Raw genomic sequence first — 26086 nt, 5'->3', positions numbered from 1 at the left:
TCTATGAGTGAATTTTCCCAGACAGTCCCCGAACTGGTTGCCTGGGCCAGGAAAAACGATTTCTCCATCTCGCTGCCGGTAGACAGACTCTCATTCCTGCTGGCGGTTGCGACGCTAAACGGCGAACGCCTGGATGGCGAAATGAGTGAAGGCGAACTGGTGGATGCGTTCCGCCACGTCAGTGATGCGTTTGAGCAAACCAGCGAAACCATTAGCGTGCGTGCCAACAACGCAATCAATGATATGGTGCGTCAACGTCTGCTGAACCGCTTTACCAGCGAGCAGGCGGAAGGAAACGCCATCTATCGTCTTACGCCACTGGGCATTGGCATTACCGACTATTACATCCGCCAGCGCGAATTTTCCACGCTGCGTCTCTCCATGCAGCTCTCTATTGTTGCAGGTGAGCTGAAGCGTGCCGCCGACGCGGCTGATGAAAACGGTGACGAATTCCACTGGCATCGCAACGTTTACGCGCCGCTGAAATATTCGGTCGCCGAGATTTTCGACAGTATCGATCTGACTCAACGTCTGATGGACGAACAGCAGCAGCAGGTGAAAGACGATATCGCTCAACTGCTTAATAAAGACTGGCGTGCGGCCATCTCCAGCTGTGAACTCTTGCTGTCAGAAACGTCGGGTACGCTGCGTGAGTTGCAGGATACGCTGGAGGCGGCGGGAGATAAGCTACAGGCCAATCTGCTACGCATTCAGGACGCGACGATGGCGCACGACGATCTGCATTTTATCGACCGTCTGGTGTTTGATTTGCAGAGCAAGCTTGACCGCATTATCAGCTGGGGCCAGCAGTCGATCGACCTGTGGATCGGTTACGACCGCCACGTGCATAAATTTATCCGTACCGCCATCGATATGGATAAGAATCGCGTCTTTGCTCAACGTCTGCGCCAGTCGGTACAGACCTACTTCGATGCGCCGTGGGCGCTGACCTACGCCAACGCCGATCGTCTGCTGGATATGCGCGACGAAGAGATGGCGCTGCGTGATGAAGAGGTCACCGGTGAACTGCCACCGGATCTGGAATACGAAGAATTTAACGAAATTCGCGAGCAGCTTGCGGCGATGATCGAAGAACAGCTCGCTGTCTACAAAACCAGACAAGCACCGCTGGATCTTGGCCTCGTGGTACGCGACTATCTGGCGCAGTATCCGCGCGCGCGCCACTTCGATGTTGCCCGCATTGTTGTAGACCAGGCGGTGCGCCTGGGCATCGCACAAGCCGATTTCACCGGACTGCCGCCGAAGTGGCAGCCGATTAACGATTACGGAGCCAAGGTACAGGCGCATGTCATTGACAAATATTGAACACGTGATGCCAGTTAAGCTGGCACAGGCGCTGGCGAATCCGTTGTTTCCGGCGCTGGATAGCCAGCTGCGTGCCGGTCGTCACATTGGCCTTGACGAGCTGGATAATCACGCCTTTTTGATGGACTTTCAGGAGTACCTGGAAGAGTTTTACGCTCGCTATAACGTTGAGCTGATCCGCGCGCCGGAAGGTTTTTTCTACCTGCGTCCGCGCTCTACCACGCTTATTCCGCGCTCGGTGCTTTCCGAACTGGATATGATGGTCGGCAAAATTCTCTGCTACCTCTATCTCAGCCCGGAACGTCTGGCGAATGAAGGGATCTTCACCCAGCAGGAGCTTTACGATGAGCTGCTGTCGCTGGCGGATGAAAGCAAGCTGCTCAAGCTGGTGAATAACCGCTCAACGGGGTCCGATCTGGACCGTCAGAAATTACAGGAAAAAGTTCGCTCTTCCCTGAACCGTCTGCGCCGTCTGGGAATGGTCTGGTTCATGGGTCACGACAGCAGCAAGTTCCGTATTACCGAATCGGTCTTCCGTTTTGGCGCCGACGTGCGTGCGGGTGACGATGCGCGTGAAGCGCAGCTGCGCATGATCCGTGACGGTGAAGCGATGCCGGTGGAAAACCATTTGCAGCTCAATGACGAGCACGAAGAGAATCAGCCGGATAGCGGGGAGGAAGAGTAATGATTGAACGCGGTAAATTTCGCTCACTAACGCTGATCAACTGGAACGGCTTCTTTGCCCGAACATTCGATCTGGATGAGCTGGTGACAACGCTCTCCGGCGGTAACGGGGCGGGTAAATCCACCACCATGGCGGCCTTCGTGACGGCGCTGATCCCTGACCTGACCCTGCTGCACTTCCGTAACACCACTGAAGCGGGCGCCACGAGCGGCTCTCGTGATAAAGGTCTGCACGGTAAGCTGAAAGCGGGCGTCTGTTATTCAGTGCTGGACGTGATCAACTCCCGCCATCAGCGCGTGGTTGTAGGCGTGCGTCTGCAACAGGTTGCTGGCCGCGACCGTAAAGTAGATATCAAACCGTTTGCGATCCAGGGACTACCAACCTCCGTACAGCCGACCGCGCTGCTGACGGAAACCCTGAATGAACGTCAGGCGCGCGTCCTCACGCTCCAGGAGCTGAAAGACAAGCTGGAAGCTATCGAAGGCGTGCAGTTTAAGCAGTTTAACTCCATTACCGACTATCACTCTCTGATGTTCGATCTCGGCGTGGTAGCCCGTCGTCTGCGCAGCGCGTCAGATCGTAGTAAATACTACCGTCTGATTGAAGCCTCCCTGTACGGCGGTATCTCCAGCGCCATTACTCGCTCCCTGCGCGACTACCTGCTGCCGGAAAACAGCGGCGTGCGTAAGGCCTTCCAGGATATGGAAGCCGCGCTGCGTGAAAACCGCATGACGCTGGAAGCGATTCGCGTCACACAGTCTGACCGCGACCTGTTTAAGCACCTGATCAGCGAAGCCACCAACTACGTGGCGGCGGACTATATGCGCCACGCCAACGAGCGCCGTATTCATCTCGACCAGGCGCTGGAGTATCGCCGCGAGCTGTTTACCTCCCGCAAACAGCTGGTGGCTGAGCAGTATAAGCATGTCGAAATGGCGCGCGAACTGGGCGAGCACAACGGTGCGGAAGGGGATCTGGAAGCCGATTACCAGGCGGCCAGCGATCACCTGAACCTGGTGCAGACCGCGCTGCGTCAGCAGGAAAAAATCGAGCGCTATGAAGCCGATCTGGATGAGCTGCAAATTCGTCTTGAAGAGCAAAATGAAGTGGTGGCCGAAGCTGCCGAATTGCAGGAAGAGAACGAAGCCCGCGCGGAAGCCGCCGAGCTGGAAGTGGATGAGCTGAAAAGCCAGCTTGCTGATTACCAGCAGGCGCTGGACGTGCAGCAGACGCGTGCGATTCAGTACAACCAGGCGTTGCAGGCGTTGCAGCGTGCCAAAGAGCTGTGCCATCTGCCGGACCTGACCCCGGAAAGCGCTGACGAATGGCTGGATACCTTCCAGGCCAAAGAGCAGGAAGCCACTGAGAAACTGCTTTCTCTCGATCAGAAAATGAGCGTGGCGCAAACGGCGCATAGCCAGTTTGAGCAGGCGTACCAGCTGGTGGTGGCGATCAACGGTCCGCTGGCGCGTAACGAAGCGTGGGACGTTGCCCGTGAGCTGCTGCGCGACGGCGTCAATCAACGCCATCTGGCCGAACAGGTGCAGCCGCTGCGCATGCGCCTGAACGAGCTGGAACAGCGTCTGCGTGAACAGCAGGAAGCCGAGCGTCTGCTGGCGGAATTCTGCAAGCGTCAGGGTAAAAATTACGATTTCGACGAGCTTGAGGCCCTGCACCAGGAGCTGGAAGCGCGTATTGCGGCCCTGTCGGATACCGTATCGAACGCCAGCGAACAGCGCATGACGCTGCGTCAGGAGCTGGAACAGCTTCAGTCGCGTTCGAAGACGCTCTTACAGCGTGCGCCGATCTGGCTGGCTGCACAAAGCAGCCTGAACCAGCTCAGCGAACAGTGTGGCCAGGAGTTTGCCTCCAGCCAGGACGTCACCGAGTACATGCAACAGCTGCTGGAGCGCGAGCGTGAAGCGATTGTTGAGCGTGACGAAGTGGGTGCGCGCAAGCGTGACGTCGATGAAGAGATCGAGCGTTTAAGCCAGCCTGGCGGCTCAGAAGATCCGCGCCTGAATGCCTTAGCCGAGCGTTTCGGCGGCGTGCTGCTGTCTGAAATTTACGACGATGTCGGCCTGGACGATGCGCCGTACTTCTCCGCGCTGTACGGTCCATCCCGTAACGCGATTGTGGTGCCGGATCTGTCGCTGATTTCGGACCAGCTTGCAGGGCTGGAAGACTGCCCGGAAGATCTCTACCTCATCGAAGGGGATCCGCAGTCGTTTGATGACAGCGTATTCAGCGTCGACGAGCTGGAAAAAGCGGTGGTGGTGAAAATCGCCGATCGCCAGTGGCGCTATTCGCGCTTCCCGGAACTGCCGCTGTTTGGCCGCGCCGCGCGTGAAAACCGTATTGAAAGCCTGCACGCTGAGCGCGAAACGCTTTCTGAACGTTTTGCAACCCTGTCGTTTGATGTTCAAAAAACGCAGCGTCTGCATCAGGCTTTCAGCCGCTTTATCGGCAGCCACCTGGGCGTTGCCTTTGAGCCCGATCCGGAAGCTGAAATCCGCAAGCTCAACACCCGCCGTGGTGAGCTGGAGCGTGCGCTTGCCAGCCATGAAAATGACAACCAGCAAAGCCGCGTGCAGTTCGAGCAGGCGAAAGAGGGCGTTGCGGCCCTTAACCGCATCCTGCCGCGCCTGAACCTGCTGGCGGACGATACGCTCGCCGACCGCGTGGACGAAATTCAGGAACGTCTGGACGAAGCGCAGGAAGCGGCGCGCTTTGTGCAGCAGCACGGCAATCAGCTGGCAAAACTGGAGCCGATGGTTTCCGTTCTCCAGAGCGACCCGGAACAGTTTGAGCAGTTAAAAGAAGATTACGCCTGGTCACAGCAGGTGCAGCGCGAAGCGCGTCAGCAGGCGTTTGCCCTGACGGAAGTGGTGCAACGTCGCGCACACTTCGGCTACTCCGATTCAGCAGAAATGCTGAGCGGGAACAGTGATCTTAATGAAAAGCTGCGCGAGCGTCTTGAGCAGGCCGAAGCAGAGCGTACGCGCGCCCGTGAAGCGATGCGTACTCACGCCGCACAGCTGAGCCAGTACAGCCAGGTCATGGCCTCGCTGAAAAGCTCCTTCGACACCAAGAAAGAGCTGTTAAACGATCTGCATAAAGAGTTGCAGGACATCGGCGTGCGCGCCGACAGCGGTGCAGAAGAGCGGGCGCGTATTCGCCGCGATGAGCTGCATGCTCAGCTCAGTAACAACCGCGCGCGTCGTAATCAGCTGGAAAAAGCGCTGACCTTCTGTGAAGCAGAGATGGACAACCTGACGCGACGCCTGCGCAAGCTGGAGCGTGACTATCATGAGATGCGTGAACAGGTTGTGACCGCGAAGGCGGGGTGGTGCGCGGTGATGCGCATGGTGAAAGATAACAACGTGGAGCGTCGTCTGCATCGTCGCGAGCTGGCGTACCTGTCAGCCGATGAACTGCGCTCTATGTCGGATAAGGCGCTGGGGGCGCTGCGTCTGGCGGTGGCGGATAACGAACACCTGCGCGACGTGCTGCGTATGTCCGAAGATCCGAAGCGTCCTGAGCGCAAAATTCAGTTCTTCGTGGCGGTTTATCAGCACTTACGCGAGCGTATTCGTCAGGACATCATCCGTACCGACGATCCGGTGGAAGCGATCGAACAGATGGAGATCGAGCTGGGCCGACTGACGGAGGAGCTGACCTCCCGCGAGCAGAAGCTGGCAATCAGCTCCCGCAGCGTGGCGAATATTATTCGTAAAACCATTCAGCGCGAGCAGAACCGTATCCGTCAGCTGAACCAGGGCCTGCAAAGCGTGTCGTTTGGCCAGGTCAACAGCGTGCGGCTGAACGTGAACGTGCGTGAGGCGCACTCCACGCTGCTGGACGTGTTGTCTGAACAGCACGAACAGCATCAGGATCTGTTCAACAGTAACCGCCTGACCTTCTCCGAAGCGCTGGCGAAGCTATATCAGCGTCTGAATCCGCAGATTGACATGGGCCAGCGTACGCCGCAAACCATCGGCGAGGAGCTGCTGGACTACCGCAACTATCTGGAAATGGAAGTTGAGGTTAACCGTGGCTCAGACGGCTGGCTGCGCGCGGAATCCGGTGCGCTCTCTACCGGTGAAGCCATCGGTACCGGTATGTCGATTCTGGTGATGGTGGTGCAGAGCTGGGAAGATGAAGCGCGTCGTCTGCGCGGCAAAGACATCTCGCCATGCCGTCTGCTGTTCCTCGATGAAGCCGCGCGTCTCGACGCCCGCTCCATCGCCACGCTGTTTGAGCTTTGCGAGCGACTCGATATGCAGCTCATCATCGCGGCGCCGGAAAACATCAGTCCGGAAAAAGGGACAACCTATAAGCTGGTGCGTAAGGTGTTTCAGAACAGTGAACACGTACACGTCGTGGGCCTGCGTGGTTTCGCCCCGCAGCCACCGGAGTCATTACCGGGCACGGCTGACGCCTCTTAACCCGGGGTGCGACAAATAGCGGCGCTCATGCGCCGCTTTTTTTATTCACTTAACTTGTGTTCAGGGCTGCGTTATCTTTAAACTTCTTTACATAAGGTAAGGCAGCAGCGAGTATGCCTTTCTATACTGAAGGAAAGCTCCAGAATAATGGGCATGTCGTGAAAAACAGGGGGCAAGGGATGTTGCTTAAGAAAAATCGTGGTCGTCAGCTGTCTGCGCTGAGTTTGTGCCTGACAGTGATGTTTGCTCCACTGTTTACCGCTCAGGCCGATGAGCCTGAAATTGTACCGACTGACAGCTCCGCGACGATGGGCGCGCAGCCGACGTCGCTGTCACAACCGCTGGATCAGTCTCCGGCGACGGCCATCATGGCCGGCATTAAACCGCTGCCGGAAGGCATCGATACTGAATCATTACGCCAGCAGCTTATGACCGGCCTGCCCTCGGGCTATACTCCCGCTTATATTAACCAGCTCACGCTGCTTTACGCTGCGCGCGATATGAAACCGATGTGGGAAAATCGCGAGGCGGTACGTGCCTTCCAGCAGCAACTGGCTGAAGTGGCGATTGCAGGTTTTCAGCCGCAGTTCACGACCTGGGTTGAGCTCCTGACCGACCCTGCCGTTTCCGGACAGGCGCGTGACGTGGTGCTGTCTGATGCCATGATGGGCTACTTACAGTTTGTGGCGGGGATTTCGGTGAACGGCAACCGCTGGTTATACAGCAGTAAACCGTACAAGCTGGCGACGCCTGCGCTGTCCGTAATTAATCAGTGGCAGCTGTCGCTGGATAACGGCGAACTGCCGCGCTTTATCGCAAGCCTTGCGCCTGCCCATCCGCAATATGCCACGATGCATCAGTCGCTTCTTGAGCTGGTCGCGGATTCCCGCCCGTGGCCTCAGCTGCGTGGCACCACAACGCTGCGTCCGGGGCAGTGGAGCAGCGATGTGCCTGCGATCCGCGAAATTATGAAACGCTCCGGCATTCTTGACAGCGGCCCTAAAATTGCTCTGCCCGGTGACGAGACGCAAAATGCGGTCGTCAGCCCGTCGGCGCCGGTAAAAGAGAAAACGGCCGTTGCGTTGAGCAATAAGCCCGCCGCTTACGATCGCGAGCTGGTCGCCGCAGTGAAGCAGTTCCAGGCCGCGCAGGGGCTTGGCGCTGACGGCGTGATTGGTCCATCTACTCGCGACTGGCTGAACGTCTCTCCGGCCCAGCGGGCAGGGGTGCTGGCGTTGAATATCCAGCGCTTGCGCTTGCTGCCGGGCACGTTATCCACCGGCATTATGGTCAACATTCCGGCGTACTCCCTGGTCTACTATCAGGACGGTAGCGAAGTTCTGGCGTCCCGCGTGATTGTCGGCCGACCTGACCGTAAAACGCCAATGATGAGCAGCGCGCTGAATAACGTGGTGGTTAACCCGCCGTGGAACGTGCCGCCGACGCTGGCGCGCAAAGATATCCTGCCTAAGGTATGGAATGACCCGGGTTATCTGGAGCGACATAACTATACGGTGATGCGTGGCTGGAACAGCAAAGAAGCGATTGACCCCTGGATGGTCGACTGGTCAACGATTACGCCTTCGAACCTGCCGTTCCGTTTCCAGCAGGCACCTGGCGCACATAACTCGCTGGGACGTTACAAATTCAATATGCCAAGTTCGGATGCTATCTACCTGCATGATACCCCGAACCATAATCTGTTCCAGAAAGATGCACGCGCGCTCAGCTCGGGCTGTGTTCGCGTGAACAAGGCCTCCGAGCTGGCGAATATGCTGTTGCAGGATGCAGGCTGGAACGATGCGCGGATATCAGATGCCCTGAAGCAGGGGGATACGCGTTACGTCAATATTCGCCACAATATTCCGGTCAATCTTTACTATCTGACGGCGTTTGTAGGCGCGGACGGACGCACCCAGTATCGTACAGATATTTACAATTATGATCTGACAGCGCGATCCGGCGCACAAATTTTGCCAAAAGCGGAACAATTAATCAGGTAAATGAAGTAGTTCGGTAAAAATGATTGTCGTAAGTTATGGTGAATATGAGGCGATCTGGCTGCAAGCCGCGTATTCACTGGGGTTGGGCGCCTTGACGTAGCAGGCTTTGCCAGTTATGGTGCCCTTCGTGCGCTAAGCATATTGACAATTTCTTTTACCTGTAGACCTGATTATCATGGACAAATTTGACGCTAATCGCCGCAAATTGCTGGCGTTAGGTGGCGTTGCGCTGGGCGCAGCAGCCATCCTTCCGACGCCAGCATTTGCCACCCTCTCGACACCTCGTCCGCGTATTTTAACGCTCAACAATCTGCATACTGGTGAGACGCTTAAAGCGGAATTTTTCGATGGCAGAGGCTATATTCAGGATGAATTAGCAAGACTCAACCATTTTTTCCGTGATTTCCGCGCGAATAAAATCAAAGCCATCGACCCTGGATTATTCGATCAGCTTTACCGCTTGCAGGGACTGCTGGGGACCAAAAGGCCGGTGCAACTCATTTCTGGCTATCGCTCTCTGGATACCAACAATGAGCTGCGCGCCCACAGCCGTGGGGTAGCGAAAAAAAGCTATCACACTAAAGGGCAGGCGATGGATTTCCATATTGAAGGCGTTTCGTTAGCCAATATTCGCAAAGCGGCGTTATCTATGCGCGCAGGTGGTGTAGGATACTACCCACGTAGCAACTTTGTGCATATTGATACCGGGCCGGTTCGGCACTGGTAATAACGAAACACAGGAGCAGTATGAACTATCGTATTATTCCGGTTACCGCGTTCTCACAGAACTGTTCATTGATCTGGTGTGAACAAACTAAACTGGCCGCGCTTGTCGATCCCGGTGGAGACGCCGGGGCAATCAAGCAGGAAGTCGCTGCCAGCGGTGTAACGCTGATGCAGATTTTACTCACCCATGGCCATCTCGACCATGTGGGTGCAGCGGCTGAACTGGCTGAACACTACGGTGTGCCGATTATCGGCCCGGAAAAAGAAGATGAGTTCTGGCTTCAGGGGCTGCCTGCCCAAAGCCGTATGTTTGGTCTGGATGAGTGTCAGCCACTGACACCGGACCGCTGGCTGAACGAAGGCGATCGCGTTAACGTAGGGAATGTAACTTTACAGGTGTTGCATTGCCCCGGGCATACGCCCGGCCATATTGTCTTCTTTGATGACGTGTCGCGCCTGCTGATTTCCGGTGACGTGATTTTCAAAGGGGGCGTAGGACGCAGTGATTTCCCACGCGGCGATCACGGTCAGCTGATTCAGTCGATTAAGCAGAAGTTATTACCGTTAGGTGATGATGTGACGTTTATCCCTGGACACGGACCGATGTCGACGCTGGGCGATGAGCGGTTGCATAACCCGTTCCTTCAGGATGAAATGCCTGTCTGGTAATCCCAATTAAATAAAAAAGCCTGCGCGATGCAGGCTTTTTTTATGGGTGCAGATTACAGCACCGCGACAATGGCTTCGCACAGCGGCGCCATGTTGTCAGGCGTCATACCTGCAACGTTCACGCGGCCAGAGGCAACGGCATACACGCCAAACTCTTCACGCAGGCGCAGCACCTGCTCTTTGGTCAGGCCGCTGAAGGAGAACATGCCGTTCTGCTTGATGATGAAGCTGAAGTCACGGTCAGCGCCTTTCTCAGCCAGCGTGTTCACAAACAGCAGACGCATGCGCTGAATGCGCTGACGCATATCGTTCAGCTCTTGCTCCCAGATTGCGCGCAGCGCATCGTTGCTCAGGATCGTCGCGACCACAGACGCACCGTGTGCCGGTGGGTTAGAGTAGTTAGCGCGGATCACGGACTTCATCTGGCTGAATGCGCGATCGACGGTTGCTTCGTCAGCAGCCACCAGCGTACAGGCGCCGACACGCTCGTTATACAGACCAAAGTTCTTGGAATAGGAGCTTGCGACAATCAGCTCCTGATGCACGGCGGCGAATGCGCGCAGACCTTCTGCATCTTCTTCCAGACCACGGGCAAAGCCCTGGTAAGCGAAGTCGAACAGCGGCAGCCAGCCTTTTTCAACGGACAGCTTAGCCAGCTGTTCCCACTGCTCAAGCGTAGGATCGATACCGGTTGGGTTATGGCAGCAGCCGTGGAACAGCACCACATCGCCCGCCTGGGCTTCGCTCAGGCTGGCCAGCAGACCGTCGAAATCCAGCGCGTGGTTTGCCGCGTCGTAGTAGGCGTATTCACGCACTTCCAGACCCGCAGAATTAAAAACGCTCTTGTGGTTCGGCCAGCTTGGATTGCTTACCCACACACGCTTCACAGAGGTGTTTTTCGCCAGGAAATCTGCCGCCACGCGCAGTGCGCCGGTACCGCCTGGGGTCTGCGCCGTGCGGGCGCGTTTTTCGCTCACAATGGTGCTGCCTTTGCCGAACAGCAGCTCCTGGGTGCAGCGACCAAATTCAGGGATACCATCAATACCGAGGTAGTTTTTGGTGGTTTCGTTTTCCAGCAGATACTGCTCAGCTTTTTTGACGCTGGTCAGTACCGGAGTTTTGCCGGTTTCATCTTTATATACACCAATACCCAGGTTGATTTTGCCAGGGCGGTCGTCGGCACGAAACAGATCGGCCAGGCCCAGAATTGGGTCGGCAGGAGCGGCAGTAATGTTCTCAAACATGACGAAGTTCCATTGTGATTACAGAAGTGAAATCCGCTATCAGGTTAACGGTAGATTTACAAAATGCCAACCGTTTGCGACGAAAAGCGTGCGGCTTTTCAAAAGTCGCTATTATTTTCTCTCAGGAATAAAAAAACAGGGCCGAAGCCCTGTTCATTAAGCATATAACAACGAGGTGTGCTGATTAGAACTGGTAAACCAGACCCAGAGCCACGATGTCGTCGTTGTTGATGCCCAGCTTGTTGTCATCTTTCAGCTGGTTGATCTGATAGTCAACATAGGTAGACATGTTTTTGTTGAAGTAGTATGTCGCACCAACGTCGATGTAGTTGATGTAGTCTTCGTCACCGATACCTTCTACGTCTTTCGCTTTAGATTTGTAGTAAGCGATGGATGGACGCAGACCGAAATCGAACTGGTACTGAGCGACGACAGAGAAGTCCTGAGACTTGTTAGCGAAACCACGGCTGCCCAGACGCGCTGCGTTACGCATTTCGCCATAAATAGCTGCCAGGTAGATGTTGTTCGCGTCATATTTCAGGCCGGTTGCCCACTGCTCAGCTTTGTCGCCTTTACCCCAATCCAGCGTCTGCTGGTTGTTGGTACGGTCAGCTGCACCATAAGCACCCACAATGCCGAAACCGTCGAAATCATAGCTCAGAGAGGTTGCCCAGCCGTCACCGTTGGAACGTACTGCGTCATCACGTTCATTTTTGCCCAGGTACTGAACACCAAAGTTCAGACCGTCAACCAGGCCGAAGAAGTTGCTGTTACGGTAAGTCGCCAGACCACCCGTACGGCCTGCGAAGAAGTTATCGCTCGCGCCGGTGTCGCCGCCGAACTCAGGCAGCATATCGGTGATGCCGATTGCGTCATAGACCAGACCGTAGTTACGACCGTAGTCGAAGGAGCCTGCGTCACCAAATTTCAGACCTGCGAATGCCAGACGGGTTTTGTTGCCGTTCTGTGCATCGCCACCTTCAGAGTTGTTACCCTGGAAGTTGTATTCCCACTGACCGTAGCCAGTCAGCTGATCGTTGATCTGAGTTTCACCTTTGAAGCCCAGACGCGCGTAAGTGTTGTCGCCATCGTTGCCCGCGTAATCAGAGAAGTAATGCAGGCCAACTGCTTTCCCGTAAAGATCTAATTTGTTGCCGTCTTTGTTATAGATTTCAGCAGCGTTTGCTGCACCGGCTACCAGCAGGGCAGGGACTACCACTGCCAGGATATTGCGCTTCATCATTATTTATTACCCTCATTGGTTTTTTTATGACACTCGCCACTGCCGCCAATAAATTCTGTCAATAAATATTTCCGGAACTATTGATGAGAGTTAGGTGTCTTTATGTGTCTGACAGGCATCTTTCCATTCATAGAACCGTTTCGCTACACTGAAAGTGCTACAATCTTCAAGATTCAGTTACCAAAAGAAAATATGTGTAACTAAATATGTATTTTTGGGAACTTTGTGAAGCACCTCAAATTTCAGTGCCGCCTGGCGAATTAAACATCCGCTTTATTCTTATATATATGATTTCCTTATGTTTAATTTAGCTAAAGGCCTTTCGTATAAACAGAAGTTAAACGGCTCATTTTTTCTTATGATCGACAAAAGCCATCCAGATGGCTGTGAAATTGGTTGTTTTTTATGCTAATGCGTAAGAATTGTTTTAAGCGCAATAAGAATGGGGTTATTTTTTTGTCTCAGGATATTTCGTGGAAACAAAACGTAACAGGTAGAGGTAATAGCGGGGTTGTGGTTTAAAGACGCTTACTTCTGACTGACGAAAACTGACATTGCAGGATAAAATAATGGCCAGCATTTGCTGGCCATTAATGATTTGGTCGGTTAGAAACTTGCGTTACGCGGTGTGCGTGGGAACGGAATCACATCACGTACGTTCTGAACACCTGTTACGTAAGCAATCAGACGTTCGAAGCCCAGGCCAAAGCCGGAGTGTGGAACGGTGCCGTAGCGACGGAGATCGCGATACCAGCTGTAGTCCGCCGGGTTAAGGCCCATCTCCTGCATACGCGCGTCCAGCACATCCAGGCGCTCTTCACGCTGGGAGCCACCGATGATCTCACCAATGCCCGGCGCCAGGACATCCATCGCGGCAACGGTTTTACCGTCTTCGTTAAGGCGCATATAGAACGCCTTAATGTCTTTCGGATAGTTTTTCACCACAACCGGTGCTTTAAAGTGCTTCTCTGCCAGATAACGTTCGTGCTCGGAGGAGAGATCCACGCCCCAGTAAACCGGGTTTTCGAATTTCTCACCGCATTTTTCCAGGATTGCGACCGCGTCGGTGTAATCCACCTGCGCGAAGTCTGCGGAGACGAAGCGCTCAAGACGGGCGATGGCGTCGTTATCGACACGCTCAGCGAAGAATTTCATGTCGTCTGCGCGCTCTTCGAGAACGGCTTTAAACACGTATTTCAGCATCGCTTCTGCCAGGGCTGCCGCGTCATTCAGATCGGCAAAGGCCACTTCCGGCTCCAGCATCCAGAATTCCGCCAGGTGACGGCTGGTGTTGGAGTTTTCCGCACGGAAGGTTGGGCCGAAGGTATAGATCTTAGACAGCGCACAGGCGTAGGTTTCACCGTTGAGCTGGCCGGAAACCGTCAGGAAGGCTTCTTTACCAAAGAAGTCTTTGTCGTAATCGACTTTACCTTCCGGCGTACGCGGCAGGTTTTCCATATCCAGCGTTGAAACGCGGAACATTTCACCTGCGCCTTCGGTATCGGAAGCCGTGATCAGCGGAGTAGAAACCCAGAAGTAACCCTGCTCGTCAAAGAAACGATGCAGCGCCTGCGCCAGCGTATGACGCACGCGGGCAACCGCACCAATCAGGTTGGTGCGCGGACGCAGGTGCGCGACTTCACGCAGATATTCGATGCTGTGACGCTTTGCAGCCATCGGGTAGGTGTCAGGATCTTCAACCCAGCCGGTCACTTCCACCGAGGTCGCCTGAATTTCGTAGCTCTGACCCTGGCCCGGAGAGGCCACCACAACACCGGTGACGATCACGGAACAGCCGGTTGTCAGGTGCAGAACGTCATCATTGTAATTGGGCAGAGAATTATTAATGACGGCCTGTACAGGATCAAAGCAGGAACCGTCATAGACGGCGAGGAAGGAGATGCCAGCTTTAGAATCTCGGCGAGTACGCACCCATCCGCGCACGGTGACCTCCTGGTCAACGGCGACACGGCCCTGGAGTACGTCGGCTACAGGCACAACGCTCATAATATTCTCTCTGTTAATAGTCGGAAAAAATAAACACTTGTCCGCCCTTATAGGGGGGATATCTATGTTACCTGCCATCCGCTATCAGACAAGTAAATTTCACCGTCTTAAGAGAAGAAATAAGAAATTAATAAGAGAAGGGGAGCCATGAAGGCTCCCCCGAAGCCGTTAGCTGGCTTTTTTAACCTGAGGCAGATCGAAGGCTTTACGTAATGCGCGGACAAACGCTTTGTCATGGCAGATGGTTTTGCCCGGACTGTCGGAGAGCTTCGCGACCGGCTTACCGTTACATTCCACCAGTTTTATGACGATGTTCAGCGGTTTCACCTGAGGAATATCACAGGTTAACCGCGTACCAATCCCGAAACTCAGGTTCACCCGCGATGAGAAATGGCGATAAAGGTCGACGGCTTTCGCCAGGTCAAGGTTATCGGAGAAGACCAGCACCTTACTCATGGGGTCGATGCCCAGTTTTTCGTAATGGGCGATGGCTTTCTCACCCCATTCAACCGGGTCCCCGGAATCATGGCGCAAACCCTGGTAGCGTTCGGCAAACTCAGGGCCAAAGTCGCGCAGGAACGCGTCCATGGTAATGCAGTCGGTAAGGGCAATACCCAGCCGATCCGGGTATTCCTCTAGCCACGCGGCGAGGGCGGCGCGCTGGCTGTTGGCAAGGTCAGGGCTGATCTGCTGGTGCGCCTGGAACCATTCGTGCGCCTGGGTGCCCATAGGCGTTAAATCAAGGCGACGTGCCAGATCGTAGTTACTGGTGCCAACGAACCACGGCTCCTGTTGCAGACGTCTGACAATGGCTTCCTGAACCTCGCGAGAGAAGCGGCGGCGCGTGCCAAAGTCCATCAGACGGAATCGGGACATATCCAGCCCTTCGGTCAGTCTGGAAAACTCAACGAGTTTATTCTCCAGAGCGGCAACCGCCTGCGTCACACCGGTTTCAGGGGAGCGATAGCGGTGGGCCAGCTCGCTGATCACGGCCAGAAGCGGCACTTCCCACATGATCACCTCACGCCACGGGCCGGTCAGACGAATGTCCAGCTTGCCGTTATCATTGGTGACGGTGACCTGTTCCGGGTTATAGCGGAACTCACGCAGCCAGTTCAGATAATCCGCTTTAAAGAAAGGCAGGCCTGAAAGCCACTGATATTCGTCATCGGTGAGCGCCAGATGCTGCATGGCCTCGACCTGTTCACGAATGGAATCTGCGTAGATACCCAGCAAGTCGTCACCCCGGCAGCGAAATTCCGCCGCAACATGGACATCATGATAGTGGTGAAACACGGCTTGCTGCATATGCAGCTTGTACGCGTCGGTATCCAGCAACGTATGCAGAACCGGAGAAGCGAATTGAGTCATAGGTGCGCTGTAGCATCCTCTCACGGGAGCGTTTAGTACAATAAACAACTCCGGAGTATACCCTGTTTAGTGATTTATTGAACCCCGATCACAACATAAGCACACTTTATGGTCGAGAGCATTTCGTGCCCCGTGTTATAAAAATGTAGCTAAAAAGGGCGTTGTGCCTGAAAAGATGAACATTCTGCATAGCGCGTTTTACACAACAGGAATATATTGAATCGTTACTCGACAAACGATGCATAAGGTTTTCTATGACACAACAGCCACAAGCTAAATACCGCCACGACTATCGTGCGCCGGAATACCTGATAAGCGATATCGATCTGACTTTCGACCTGGATGCCACAAAAACCGTGGTGACGGCGGTAAGCCAGGTGACGCGCCAGAGCGCGACAGCCGTGCCGCTGCGTCTGGATGGTGAAGACCTGACGCTGGTTTCCCTGCATATTAACGATGAAGCCTGGTCAGACTATAAAGAAGAAGGCAACCAGCTGGTCATCGACAACCTGCCGGAACGCTTTACCCTGCGCATCGTGAATGAAATTAGCCCTGCCGCCAATACCGCGCTGGAAGGACTTTACCAGTCAGGCGTAGCCCTGTGTACCCAGTGTGAAGCCGAAGGTTTCCGCCACATTACCTGGTATCTGGATCGCCCGGACGTCCTGGCGCGCTTTACCACCAAAATTATTGCCGACAAAACGCTGTACCCGTACCTGCTTTCCAACGGCAACCGGATTGGTGAAGGGGAACTGGAGAATGGCCGTCACTGGGTACAGTGGCAGGATCCGTTCCCGAAACCCTGCTATCTGTTTGCGCTGGTGGCGGGAGATTTCGATGTCCTGCGCGACACCTTTAAAACGCGCTCTGGCCGTGAAGTCGCGCTGGAGCTGTTCGTGGACCGTGGCAACCTTGACCGCGCACCGTGGGCAATGACTTCCCTCATCAACTCCATGAAGTGGGATGAAACGCGCTTTGGCCTCGAATATGACCTCGACATCTATATGATCGTTGCGGTCGATTTCTTCAACATGGGCGCGATGGAGAATAAAGGTCTTAACATCTTTAACTCTAAATACGTGCTGGCGCGTACCGATACCGCCACGGATAAAGATTACCTCGATATCGAACGCGTTATCGGCCACGAATATTTCCATAACTGGACCGGGAACCGCGTCACCTGTCGCGACTGGTTCCAGCTGAGCCTGAAAGAGGGCTTAACCGTCTTCCGCGATCAGGAGTTCAGCTCCGATCTGGGATCGCGGGCGGTGAACCGCATCAACAACGTGCGCACCATGCGTGGTCTGCAATTTGCAGAAGATGCCAGCCCAATGGCGCACCCGATCCGCCCGGATAAAGTCATTGAGATGAATAACTTCTACACCCTGACGGTGTATGAAAAAGGCGCTGAAATTATCCGTATGATCCACACCCTGCTGGGTGAAGAGAATTTCCAGAAAGGGATGCAGCTTTACTTTGAGCGTCACGACGGCAGTGCGGCCACCTGCGACGATTTTGTTCAGGCGATGGAAGACGCCTCTAACGTCGATCTGTCTCATTTCCGCCGCTGGTACAGCCAGGCCGGTACGCCGATCGTGACGGTCAAAGACGACTACAACCCGGAAACCGAGCAGTACACGCTGACCATCAGCCAGCGCACGCCGCCAACGGCCGAGCAGGAAGAGAAACATCCGCTGCACATTCCGTTCAGCGTTGAGCTATACGACAACGAAGGCAACGTGATCCCGTTACAGAAGGGCGGCCACCCGGTGCATAACGTGCTGAACGTGACCCAGGCAGAGCAGACCTTTATCTTCGATAACGTCTATTTCCAGCCCGTTCCTGCCCTGCTGTGCGAATTCTCCGCGCCGGTGAAACTCGAATATAAGTGGAGCGATCAGCAGCTGACGTTCCTGATGCGTCACGCGCGCAACGATTTCTCGCGCTGGGATGCGGCACAAAGCCTGCTGGCGACCTACATCAAGCTGAACGTCAACCGTTACCAGCAGGGCCAGCCGCTGACGCTGCCGGTTCATGTGGCAGACGCGTTCCGTGCCATCCTGCTGGATGAGAACATTGACCCGGCGCTGGCGGCTGAAATTTTAACGCTGCCTTCTGCGACTGAAATCGCCGAGCTGTTTGACATCATCGACCCGATTGCCATCGTCGCCGTGCGTGAAGCGCTGACCCGCACGCTGGCGACCGAACTGGCAGATGAGTTCCTCGCCATTTACAACGCCAACAAGCTGGACGCGTATCGGGTGGAACATGCGGATATCGGTAAACGTTCCCTGCGCAATACCTGCCTGCGCTATCTGGCGTTTGGTGAGGCAGAGCTGGCGAACACGCTGGTCAGCAAGCAGTACCACGAAGCCGATAACATGACGGATGCCCTGGCCGCGCTGGCCGCAAGCGTTGCCGCCGAGCTACCGTGCCGCGATGCGCTGATGCAGGAGTACGACGACAAGTGGCATCAGGATGGTCTGGTGATGGACAAGTGGTTCATCCTTCAGGCCACCAGCCCGGCAGCCGATGTACTCAGCAAAGTACGCAGCCTGCTGAAGCACCGTTCGTTCACCATGAGCAACCCGAACCGCGTCCGCTCTCTGATTGGTGCCTTCGCCAGCAGCAACCCGGCCGCGTTCCATGCCGAAGACGGCAGCGGTTATCAGTTCATGGTTGAAATGCTGACCGAGCTGAACAGCCGTAACCCGCAGGTGGCGTCTCGTCTGATTGAGCCGCTGATCCGCCTGAAACGTTACGATGCGCAGCGTCAGGCGAAAATGCGCGCCGCGCTTGAGCAGCTGAAAGGGCTGGAAAATCTGTCTGGCGATCTGTACGAGAAGATTGCTAAGGCGCTGGCCTGATGTAAAAAAGCCCGGTGGCGCTACGCTTACCGGGCCTACGTGGGGTCGCGGGGCATCGGTTTTCTCCCTCTCCCTGTGGGAGAGGGCCGGGGTGAGGGCATCAGGCATTAGCCTTTATCCGCTGAATCTCCGCTTCCCCACGTTTCATCACCCGATCCAGTACTTCGGCTTCCAGCTCCGCCAGTCTGGCCGATCCCACGCGGCGAGGACGTGGAATATCTACCGTCAGATCCAGACCAATTTTGCCCTCTTCTATTAACAGCACCCTGTCTGCCATTGCCACGGCTTCACTGACATCATGCGTCACCAGCAGCACCGTAAAGCCGTGCGTCTGCCAGAGGGTTTCAATCAGATCCTGCATCTCGATCCGCGTCAGCGCATCAAGCGCGCCGAGCGGTTCATCAAGCAGCAACAGGCCGGGACGGTGAATCAGCGCGCGTGCCAGCGCTACGCGCTGCTTTTGTCCACCCGACAGGGCCGCAGGCCACTCTCCCGCGCGATTCTCCAGCCCTACCGCAGCGAGTGCCTGCCGGGCGTCCTCCCGCCAGCTGCCCTTCAGGCCCAGCCCGACGTTATCCATCACCGTTTTCCACGGCAGCAGACGCGCGTCCTGAAACATCATGCGCGTATCATCCTGAATCGTGGCCAGCGGCGTAGTGCCTGCCAGAATGTCACCGCTGTTTGGCGCTTCCAGCCCGGCTAAAAGACGCAGCAGGGTACTCTTGCCGCCACCGCTGCGGCCGACAACGGCCACAAACTGTCCGGCAGGAATATGCAGATCCAGTGCATTCAGAATGGTGTTGTCGCCGTAGCGTTTGGTCACGCCGTTCAGCAGTAACGGTGTTCCCTGGTTCAGTCGTGCAGTATTCATGCTTTCGCCTCCTGAGCGGTGTAGGCCGGGTTCCAGCGCAGCCAGCTACGTTCCAGCCACTGGGCGCTGACGTCCGCAAGTTTGCCGAGCAGGGCATAAAGGATAATGGCAACCACCACCACGTCCGTTTGCAGGAACTCGCGGGCGTTCATCGCCAGATAACCAATGCCGGAGTTAGCCGAAATGGTTTCCGCCACGATCAGGGTTAGCCACATCAGGCCGAGCGCAAAACGCACCCCAACCATAATGGAGGGCAGGGCGCCCGGCAGGATCACATGGGTAAACAGGGCAAAACCTGACAGGCCATAGCTGCGGGCCATCTCCACCAGACCGCGATCGATATTACGGATCCCATGCCAGGTATTGATATAAATCGGGAATAACGTTCCCAGCGCCACGAGGAAAATTTTGGCGCTCTCATCAATGCCAAACCACAGGATAACCAGCGGAATAAGCGCCAGATGCGGCACGTTGCGCAGCATCTGAACGGAGGTATCCAGTAGCCGCTCACCCCAGCGTGACAGGCCGCTGATCAGCCCCAGCGTCAGGCCGATGCTTCCGCCAATCGAAAAGCCAATTACCGCGCGCCAGGAGCTGATGGCAAGATGTTGCCACAGCTCACCGCTGGCGCTTAGCGACCAGAACGCTTCCACAACGCCCTCCGGAGAGGGCAAAATGCGGCTCGACAGCCAGCCAGTTGAAGACGCCAGTTGCCAGACGAAGACAATGCCGACGGGCAGAAACCACGGCGCGGCGCGCAGCAGCCATTTTTGTGCGGTTGCAGACATGGTGGCTCCTTAGCTTTGCGCGACTTTTCTCGGGATAAACGCGTTCGCCACGGCTTCGCCCTGCAACTGAAGCTGACGTGGCTGCGGAATTTCCGGGATAGCGACATCCAGGTGCGGGAACAGCAGTTCACCCACCTTGTACGCCTCCTCCAGATGTGGGTAGCCAGACAGGATAAAGCTGTCGATCCCCAGCGCCGCGTATTCATTAATGCGTGCCGCTACGGTTGGACCGTCGCCGACCAGTGCCGTGCCGGCGCCGCCGCGCACCAGACCTACCCCGGCCCACAGGTTCGGGCTGATCTCAAGATTTTCACGCTTGCCGTTGTGCAGGGAAGCCATCCGATGCTGGCCCACGGAGTCGGTTTTGGCAAACGCCGCCTGTGCTTTAGCGATAGTGTCGTCGTCCAGATGAGCGAGCAGACGGTCGGCGGCTTGCCAGGCCTCGTCGTTGGTTTCGCGGACGATCACGTGCAGGCGAATGCCGAAGCGTACCGTACGGCCATGTTCTGCGGCTTTAGCGCGTACCTGAGCAATTTTCTCTTTCACCAGCTCCGGTGGCTCGCCCCAGGTCAGATAGAGATCGACCTGCTCAGCCGCCAGCTCCTGCGCCACGTCCGACGATCCGCCGAAATAGAGAGGAGGGCGCGGCTGCTGTACCGGCGGGAAGTAGAGCTGCGCATTGCGAACGTGGATATGTTTCCCTTCGAAGGTGACGGTTTCCCCTTCCAGCAGACGTCGCCAGACGCGGGTGAACTCTGCGGAGGCTTCATAGCGCTCGGTATGATCGAGAAAGACGCCATCGCCCGCCAGCTCCTGCGGATCGCTGCCCGTCACCAGGTTGAACAGCGCACGGCCGTTGGAAAGCCTGTCCAGCGTTGCCGCCTGACGCGCCGCGACGGTTGGCGACACCACGCTCGGGCGCAAGGCTACCAGGAATTTCAGGCGCTGGGTGACGGGGATCATTGACGCGGCAACCAGCCACGCATCCTCACACGAGCGGCCCGTCGGGATCAGTACCCCGGTAAAACCGATGCGGTCTGCCGCCTGGGCGATCTGCTGGAGATAGCCGTGATCGACCGGGCGGGCGCCTTCTTCTGTGCCAAGATAGTGTCCATCACCGTGGGTGGGTAAAAACCAGAAAAGATTCAGACTCATGATTTTTTTCCTTCAATGCCAGCGGGTTGCCAGATGCGTTCGCGAATATTCACCTGCTTTGGAACCAGGCGGTTTTGATAAAAGAGGTCTGCCGTTTGCTGCTGGAGAGCGGCAACGTGGGCGTCAACCGGTGCTATGGTGGTGGGAGGACGGTGGTCAAGATAGGTGGCGATCACCGGTTCAGGCAGGCCCATGGTTTTTGCCAGCAGCGTGATGCTCTGCTGACGCTGGCTTTGGGTCAGCGCATCGGCCTGAGAGAAGGTATCCAGCACCTGCTGAATAAATGCGCCATTTTTCTCAGCGTAAGGACGTGCCGCCAGGTAGAACGAACCGGTCTGCTTCAGGGTGGTGCCGTCTTTCAGCACCCGCACACCGCCCTGCAACAGTGCGGCGGAGTAGTACGGATCCCAGATAGCCCAGGCATCAACATTTTTTTGCTGAAACGCCGCGCGCGCATCGGCAGGCGTCAGGTAAACGGGCTGGATATCGGTGAATTTTAGGCCGGCCTCCTGCAACGCGCGCAGCAGCAGGTTGTGCGAGCTTGAACCTTTCTGGAAAGCAACCTTATGGCCTTTGAGGTCGGCGACGCTTTTGATCTCGCTGTTTTCGGGCACCAAAATAACCTCTGCCTTCGGCTTGGCGGGCTCAACGCCAACGTAAACCAGATCCGCCCCGGCAGCCTGCGCAAAGATCGGCGGGATATCGCCGGTGCTGCCTAAATCAATACTCCCGACGTTCAGCGCCTCCAGCATCTGTGGTCCGGCAGGGAACTCGACCCATGAGAATTTGGTCTCCGGGAAACGCTTCTCAAGCAACGCATGGCTTTTCGCCAACACCATGCTGACGCTGCCTTTCTGATAACCGATACGCAGGCTCTCCGGCGCTTTCTCCGCCGCCTGAGCCAGCGACGCCACTGCCAGCAGACCTGCCAGCCCGATACGGGTAACTGTTTTAAACATGCGCCACTCCTTGTGATTGATGAAATGCTGCCGCGTGGCGATCCCGACGGTTCAGGGCGTGCCAGAAGGTTTCGAGCGCACTGTCGAGGCGGGTTTGCAGATTCGGCGTGAAATGGGGTTTATGCTGGTAGTCGATTACCTGTGAGTCGTCAGCGAAGACGCCATGCAGGATCTCCTGCGCTTTCAGCGCGTTCAGAACCGGCTTGAGGGCATAATCCACCGCCAGTAAATGAGCTACCGTACCGCCTGTGGCCAGCGGCAGGACGACCTTACCGTCCAGCGCGCGTTCGGGCAGCAGATCGAGCAGCGTTTTCAGTGCGCCGGAAAAAGAGGCTTTATAAATCGGTGTCGCGACGACCAGCCCGTCAGCACTCTTAAGTTGTTCGATCAGGGTTTTCAGCGCCGGGCTGTCGAAACGGGCGTAGAGCAGATCTTCAGGCGCGAAATTGTGCAAATTCCAGTGACACACTTCGACATCCAGAGCATTAAGCTTTTCGCGAGCGTATTCCAGCAGTGCGCTGGAGCGAGAGGGGAAGCGGGGGCTTCCGGCCAGGGTAATGACGCGCATGGTTGCTCCTTATAACTAATTGTTTGCTTTTATCTAACATTCATAACAATTTTCAGGAGTGTGACATTGCGTGGTTATTCCACTAAATGATTTATCCTCAGGATGAATGCAGAAAAATGCATAAGAAGCGAACCGATAAGTAAACGATTGCGTTTTACGTGGCTTTTTTTGCCACAGGTCAATTCCCTTTCCGGGCGGAATCGCACATAATCCCCTCCCGGTTTGCACACCGGGAATCCAGGAGAGTTCATGTACTACCCCTTCGTTCGTAAAGCCCTTTTCCAGCTCGATCCTGAGCGCGCTCATGAATTTACATTTCAGCAGTTACGCCGTATTACAGGAACGCCTCTGGCCGCGCTGGTGCGTCAAAACGTGCCGGAAAAACCAGTTCAGTGCATGGGCCTGACTTTCAAAAATCCACTGGGCCTGGCGGCCGGTCTGGACAAAAATGGCGAATGCATTGATGCACTCGGTGCGATGGGCTTTGGCTCGATCGAAATCGGGACGGTGACGCCGCGTCCGCAGCCGGGAAATGACAAGCCACGTCTGTTTCGCCTGGTTGAAGCCGAGGGGCTGATCAACCGCATGGGCTTTAATAACCTTGGCGTCGATCATCTGGTTGAGAACGTTAAGAAAGCCCATTTTGATGGCGTGCTGGGTATTAATATTGGCAAAAATAAAGACACGCCGGTCGAGCAGGGTAAAGATGACTATCTGATTTGTATGGAAAAAGTCTATGCCTATGCCGGTTATATTGCGGTGAATATATCTTCGCCTAACACCCCAGGGCTGCGTTCATTACAATATGGCGAAGCGCTCGACGATCTTCTTAGCGCCATTAAAAATAAACAAACGGCGCTACAGGCGATCCACCATAAATATGTTCCGGTCGCGGTTAAGATCGCCCCGGATCTTTCGGCAGAAGAATTGATCCAGGTTGCCGACAGTTTAGTTCGCCATAATATTGATGGTGTGATTGCAACCAATACAACACTCGATCGCTCTCTCGTTCAGGGAATGAAAAACTGTGACGAAGCGGGTGGATTAAGTGGCCGTCCGGTACAATTAAAAAGCACCGAAATTATTCGCGCACTCTCCGCAGAATTAAAAGGTCAGCTGCCGATTATTGGCGTGGGTGGCATTGACTCTGTCATCGCTGCACGTGAGAAGATGGCGGCAGGTGCATCGCTGGTGCAAATTTATTCCGGCTTTATTTTTAAAGGGCCGCCGCTGATTAAAGAAATCGTCACGCATATCTAATCTTTTCTCTTAATCAGACAACCAGGGCTTTATTTCCAGCCCTGGTTGTTTTATATTCCGTCATTGTTGCTTATTTAAACATTATAGTCTTTTATTACTAGTGTTATAAGCGAAGCGGCAAACAGGACATTTTTAGTACAGGACGTTTAGGGGACGGGAGAGAAACATGCGAATTAAACCTGACGATAACTGGCGCTGGTATTTTTGTGACGAGCATGACCGTATGATGCTCGACTTAGCCAATGGCATGTTGTTTCGCTCTCGTTTTGCGCGCCGAATGTTAACGCCAGACGCGTTTGCTCCCTCAGGCTTTTGCGTTGACGACGCTGCACTCTATTTCTCTTTTGAAGAAAAATGCCGCGAGTTCGATCTCTCCAAAGAACAGCGCGCTGAACTGGTACTAAATGCGCTGGTGGCGATCCGTTTCCTGAAACCGCAAATGCCGAAAAGCTGGCATTTTCTCGCCCACGGCATGTGCTGGACCCCGGCTATCGGCGATGCGGCGAGCGTCAATCTGAGCGATACCGAAGAAGAGGTGAATTTGCTGGTGGTTGAACCCGGTGAAAACGCTGCGCTCTGTTTGCTGGCCCAACCCGGCGTGACCATTGCCGGGCGAGTTATGCAGTTAGGTGATGCCATCAAAGTGATGAATGACAGGCTGAAGCCACAGCTGCGCGTTGATTCCTTCAGCCTTGAACAGGCAGTTTAAGCTTCCAGCTGTACGGATGTTTTCGGGACACAGCTACAGCACAGGATCGTGCCGTCACTGCCAATCGCAGATTTCTTCAGGGCACTTACTTCACCATCGACCAGTTTAATGCGACAGCATCCGCAAACCCCCGCGCGACAGGAATACGGTACGCGGATACCTGCCTGTTCCAGCTGTTCCAGTAGCACCTGCTGATTGTTACCACGGATAACTTTGCCTTCCCAGTGAATATCCACCGCGGAAGCGACGTTGGTGACAACGTCAACCATCTCTTCTTCCTGACCTGCGCCGTACACCCTGGCAGGCCCGCGGGTGAGAATTTCGACCTCGTCGCCCACGCGGATCACGCCGCTGGAGCGGGGGATCAGGTTCTGGCCGAAGTCGACATCACCGTTATCCTGCGCGGTACGAAATGACTGCAAGGTTTTCAGCGGTTCGCCGGAAGGGTGTTTCTGGCCTTTCTCCGGGCTGACGGTGGTAAAAATACAGCGGCTGCACGGCTTCACGACATCAAAAATAACGCTGCCGATGCGGATCACTTTCCAGGTATCTTCATCCCAGGCATTCGCTCCGGTCACCACCAGATTCGGGCGAAACTGCTCCATCTGCACGCTGGCTTTGCAACGATTTTGTAAATCACGCAGCGAGGCCTCGCTGGTCAGCAGGAAGGGAAAACCATCCGCGAAGGAGAGAGGAACCGCATCGTGGCGCTTCACGCGACGGGTCAGCGCAGGCCCAACCCAGCGCAGCTGAACGTCACGGGAGAAAAAGCCGCTCAGCCACTGGTTAATGTTATCCGGCGCGATACGCGCGGTAAAATGATTGCCCCACACTTCCGTTGGCGCATCAAGCGGCGCAAAATCAGCAAAGCGGATCACGACGCTTGAACCGTCCGGCGCAGTCAAATGCAGCCCGTCATGAAGCGGGGAAGGGGTAAAGCGAACCATCTGCGGGAACTGACGTGCGGTGATAAACGTACCGTCAGGCTCGGTGACCATAAAAATACGATCGAAGGCGAATCCGCTCATATCGGCCAGCGCGTGAGAGACGCCGATGCCGCGCATGGATTTCACCGGATGAATAAAAAGCCTGGATAACGTCGCCACTGCACACTCCCGCTAAATAAAATAAGCCTTCAACTTTATGACATACACGCCATATTAGCTATAATGCGCGACAATTTTCTA

19 protein-coding genes are annotated in these 26086 nt (G+C 55.4%); 9 read left to right on the top strand and 10 right to left on the bottom strand.

The genetic code is table 11. The annotated features are described in order from the left end of the window. Positions 1–3: 3 nt before the first annotated feature. From mukF to SK58_RS16025, 6 genes are all read left to right on the top strand, one after another. Complete coding sequence (gene mukF / locus SK58_RS16050; RefSeq protein ID WP_015570962.1) at positions 4–1326, top strand: chromosome partition protein MukF; 1323 nt, start codon at positions 4–6, stop codon at positions 1324–1326. Continuing rightward, positions 1307–2011 carry a chromosome partition protein MukE gene (mukE, locus tag SK58_RS16045; RefSeq protein ID WP_017384823.1) on the top strand — a complete coding sequence of 235 codons (705 nt, stop codon included), beginning with the start codon at positions 1307–1309 and terminating at the stop codon, positions 2009–2011. Before mukF ends, mukE begins: the two co-directional genes overlap by 20 nt. Further along, a complete protein-coding gene (mukB, locus tag SK58_RS16040; RefSeq protein ID WP_017693693.1) occupies positions 2011–6459 on the top strand; it encodes a chromosome partition protein MukB in 4449 nt (1482 codons plus the stop codon). The genes mukE and mukB overlap by 1 nt, the downstream gene beginning before the upstream one ends. A gap of 179 nt (positions 6460–6638) precedes the next feature. Then, a complete protein-coding gene (ldtD, locus tag SK58_RS16035; protein WP_047062305.1) occupies positions 6639–8462 on the top strand; it encodes a L,D-transpeptidase in 1824 nt (607 codons plus the stop codon). Between the two features lie 175 nt (positions 8463–8637). Beyond that, entirely contained in the window at positions 8638–9189 is a 552-nt protein-coding gene (locus tag SK58_RS16030; RefSeq protein WP_003858202.1) for a YcbK family protein, read from the top strand. 20 nt (positions 9190–9209) lie between these two features. Further along, complete coding sequence (locus SK58_RS16025; protein WP_045907425.1) at positions 9210–9857, top strand: MBL fold metallo-hydrolase; 648 nt, start codon at positions 9210–9212, stop codon at positions 9855–9857. Between the two features lie 53 nt (positions 9858–9910). Here the strand turns inward: SK58_RS16025 and SK58_RS16020 are convergent, their stop codons facing one another. From SK58_RS16020 to pncB, 4 genes are all read right to left on the bottom strand, one after another. Further along, complete coding sequence (locus SK58_RS16020) at positions 9911–11101, bottom strand: amino acid aminotransferase (RefSeq protein WP_017384820.1); 1191 nt, start codon at positions 11099–11101, stop codon at positions 9911–9913. 184 nt (positions 11102–11285) lie between these two features. Next, positions 11286–12344 carry a porin OmpF gene (ompF, locus tag SK58_RS16015; protein ID WP_015570956.1) on the bottom strand — a complete coding sequence of 353 codons (1059 nt, stop codon included), beginning with the start codon at positions 12342–12344 and terminating at the stop codon, positions 11286–11288. A 606-nt stretch (positions 12345–12950) separates the two neighbouring features. Next, a complete protein-coding gene (asnS, locus tag SK58_RS16010) occupies positions 12951–14351 on the bottom strand; it encodes an asparagine--tRNA ligase (RefSeq protein WP_015570955.1) in 1401 nt (466 codons plus the stop codon). A gap of 168 nt (positions 14352–14519) precedes the next feature. Beyond that, positions 14520–15722 (bottom strand): nicotinate phosphoribosyltransferase, encoded by a 1203-nt coding sequence (pncB, locus tag SK58_RS16005; RefSeq protein WP_015570954.1) that lies wholly within the window; start codon positions 15720–15722, stop codon positions 14520–14522. Between the two features lie 254 nt (positions 15723–15976). Here pncB and pepN point away from each other — a divergent pair, with 254 nt between their 5' ends. After that, positions 15977–18589, top strand: coding sequence for an aminopeptidase N (gene pepN / locus SK58_RS16000; RefSeq protein WP_015570910.1), 2613 nt, complete (start codon positions 15977–15979; stop codon positions 18587–18589). A 100-nt stretch (positions 18590–18689) separates the two neighbouring features. Here pepN and ssuB read toward each other — a convergent pair whose 3' ends face one another. The 5 genes from ssuB to ssuE are packed head-to-tail and all read right to left on the bottom strand — an operon-like array spanning position 18690 to position 22930. Further along, positions 18690–19460 carry an aliphatic sulfonates ABC transporter ATP-binding protein gene (ssuB, locus tag SK58_RS15995; protein WP_015570909.1) on the bottom strand — a complete coding sequence of 257 codons (771 nt, stop codon included), beginning with the start codon at positions 19458–19460 and terminating at the stop codon, positions 18690–18692. Beyond that, on the bottom strand, positions 19457–20248 hold the full coding sequence (gene ssuC / locus SK58_RS15990; RefSeq protein ID WP_045333940.1) for an aliphatic sulfonate ABC transporter permease SsuC: 792 nt from the start codon (positions 20246–20248) through the stop codon (positions 19457–19459). The genes ssuB and ssuC overlap by 4 nt, the downstream gene beginning before the upstream one ends. 9 nt (positions 20249–20257) lie before the next feature. Further along, positions 20258–21403 carry an FMNH2-dependent alkanesulfonate monooxygenase gene (gene ssuD, locus SK58_RS15985; RefSeq protein ID WP_045333942.1) on the bottom strand — a complete coding sequence of 382 codons (1146 nt, stop codon included), beginning with the start codon at positions 21401–21403 and terminating at the stop codon, positions 20258–20260. Then, on the bottom strand, positions 21400–22362 hold the full coding sequence (locus tag SK58_RS15980) for a sulfonate ABC transporter substrate-binding protein (RefSeq protein WP_023303399.1): 963 nt from the start codon (positions 22360–22362) through the stop codon (positions 21400–21402). Before SK58_RS15980 ends, ssuD begins: the two co-directional genes overlap by 4 nt. Then, positions 22355–22930 carry an NADPH-dependent FMN reductase gene (gene ssuE / locus SK58_RS15975; RefSeq protein WP_003858180.1) on the bottom strand — a complete coding sequence of 192 codons (576 nt, stop codon included), beginning with the start codon at positions 22928–22930 and terminating at the stop codon, positions 22355–22357. The genes SK58_RS15980 and ssuE overlap by 8 nt, the downstream gene beginning before the upstream one ends. 249 nt (positions 22931–23179) lie before the next feature. Here ssuE and pyrD point away from each other — a divergent pair, with 249 nt between their 5' ends. After that, the gene (gene pyrD / locus SK58_RS15970) at positions 23180–24190 is read left to right on the top strand and encodes a quinone-dependent dihydroorotate dehydrogenase (protein WP_015570907.1); all 1011 of its coding nucleotides are present in this window, start codon (positions 23180–23182) and stop codon (positions 24188–24190) included. A gap of 166 nt (positions 24191–24356) precedes the next feature. Then, on the top strand, positions 24357–24899 hold the full coding sequence (gene zapC / locus SK58_RS15965; protein ID WP_015570906.1) for a cell division protein ZapC: 543 nt from the start codon (positions 24357–24359) through the stop codon (positions 24897–24899). Here the strand turns inward: zapC and SK58_RS15960 are convergent. Continuing rightward, positions 24896–26005, bottom strand: a complete 1110-nt coding sequence (locus tag SK58_RS15960; RefSeq protein WP_023296268.1) for a YcbX family protein — start codon at positions 26003–26005, stop codon at positions 24896–24898. The two genes, zapC and SK58_RS15960, sit on opposite strands and share 4 nt — an antisense overlap. Positions 26006–26086: the final 81 nt, after the last annotated feature.

Origin of the sequence: Enterobacter sp. BIDMC93 (genome assembly GCF_001037805.1) — a bacterium.
Taxonomy (GTDB): domain Bacteria; phylum Pseudomonadota; class Gammaproteobacteria; order Enterobacterales; family Enterobacteriaceae; genus Enterobacter; species Enterobacter hormaechei_C.
The sequence above is the reverse complement of the archived record's forward strand: the minus strand, read 5'-3'. Positions and strand labels throughout refer to the sequence as shown.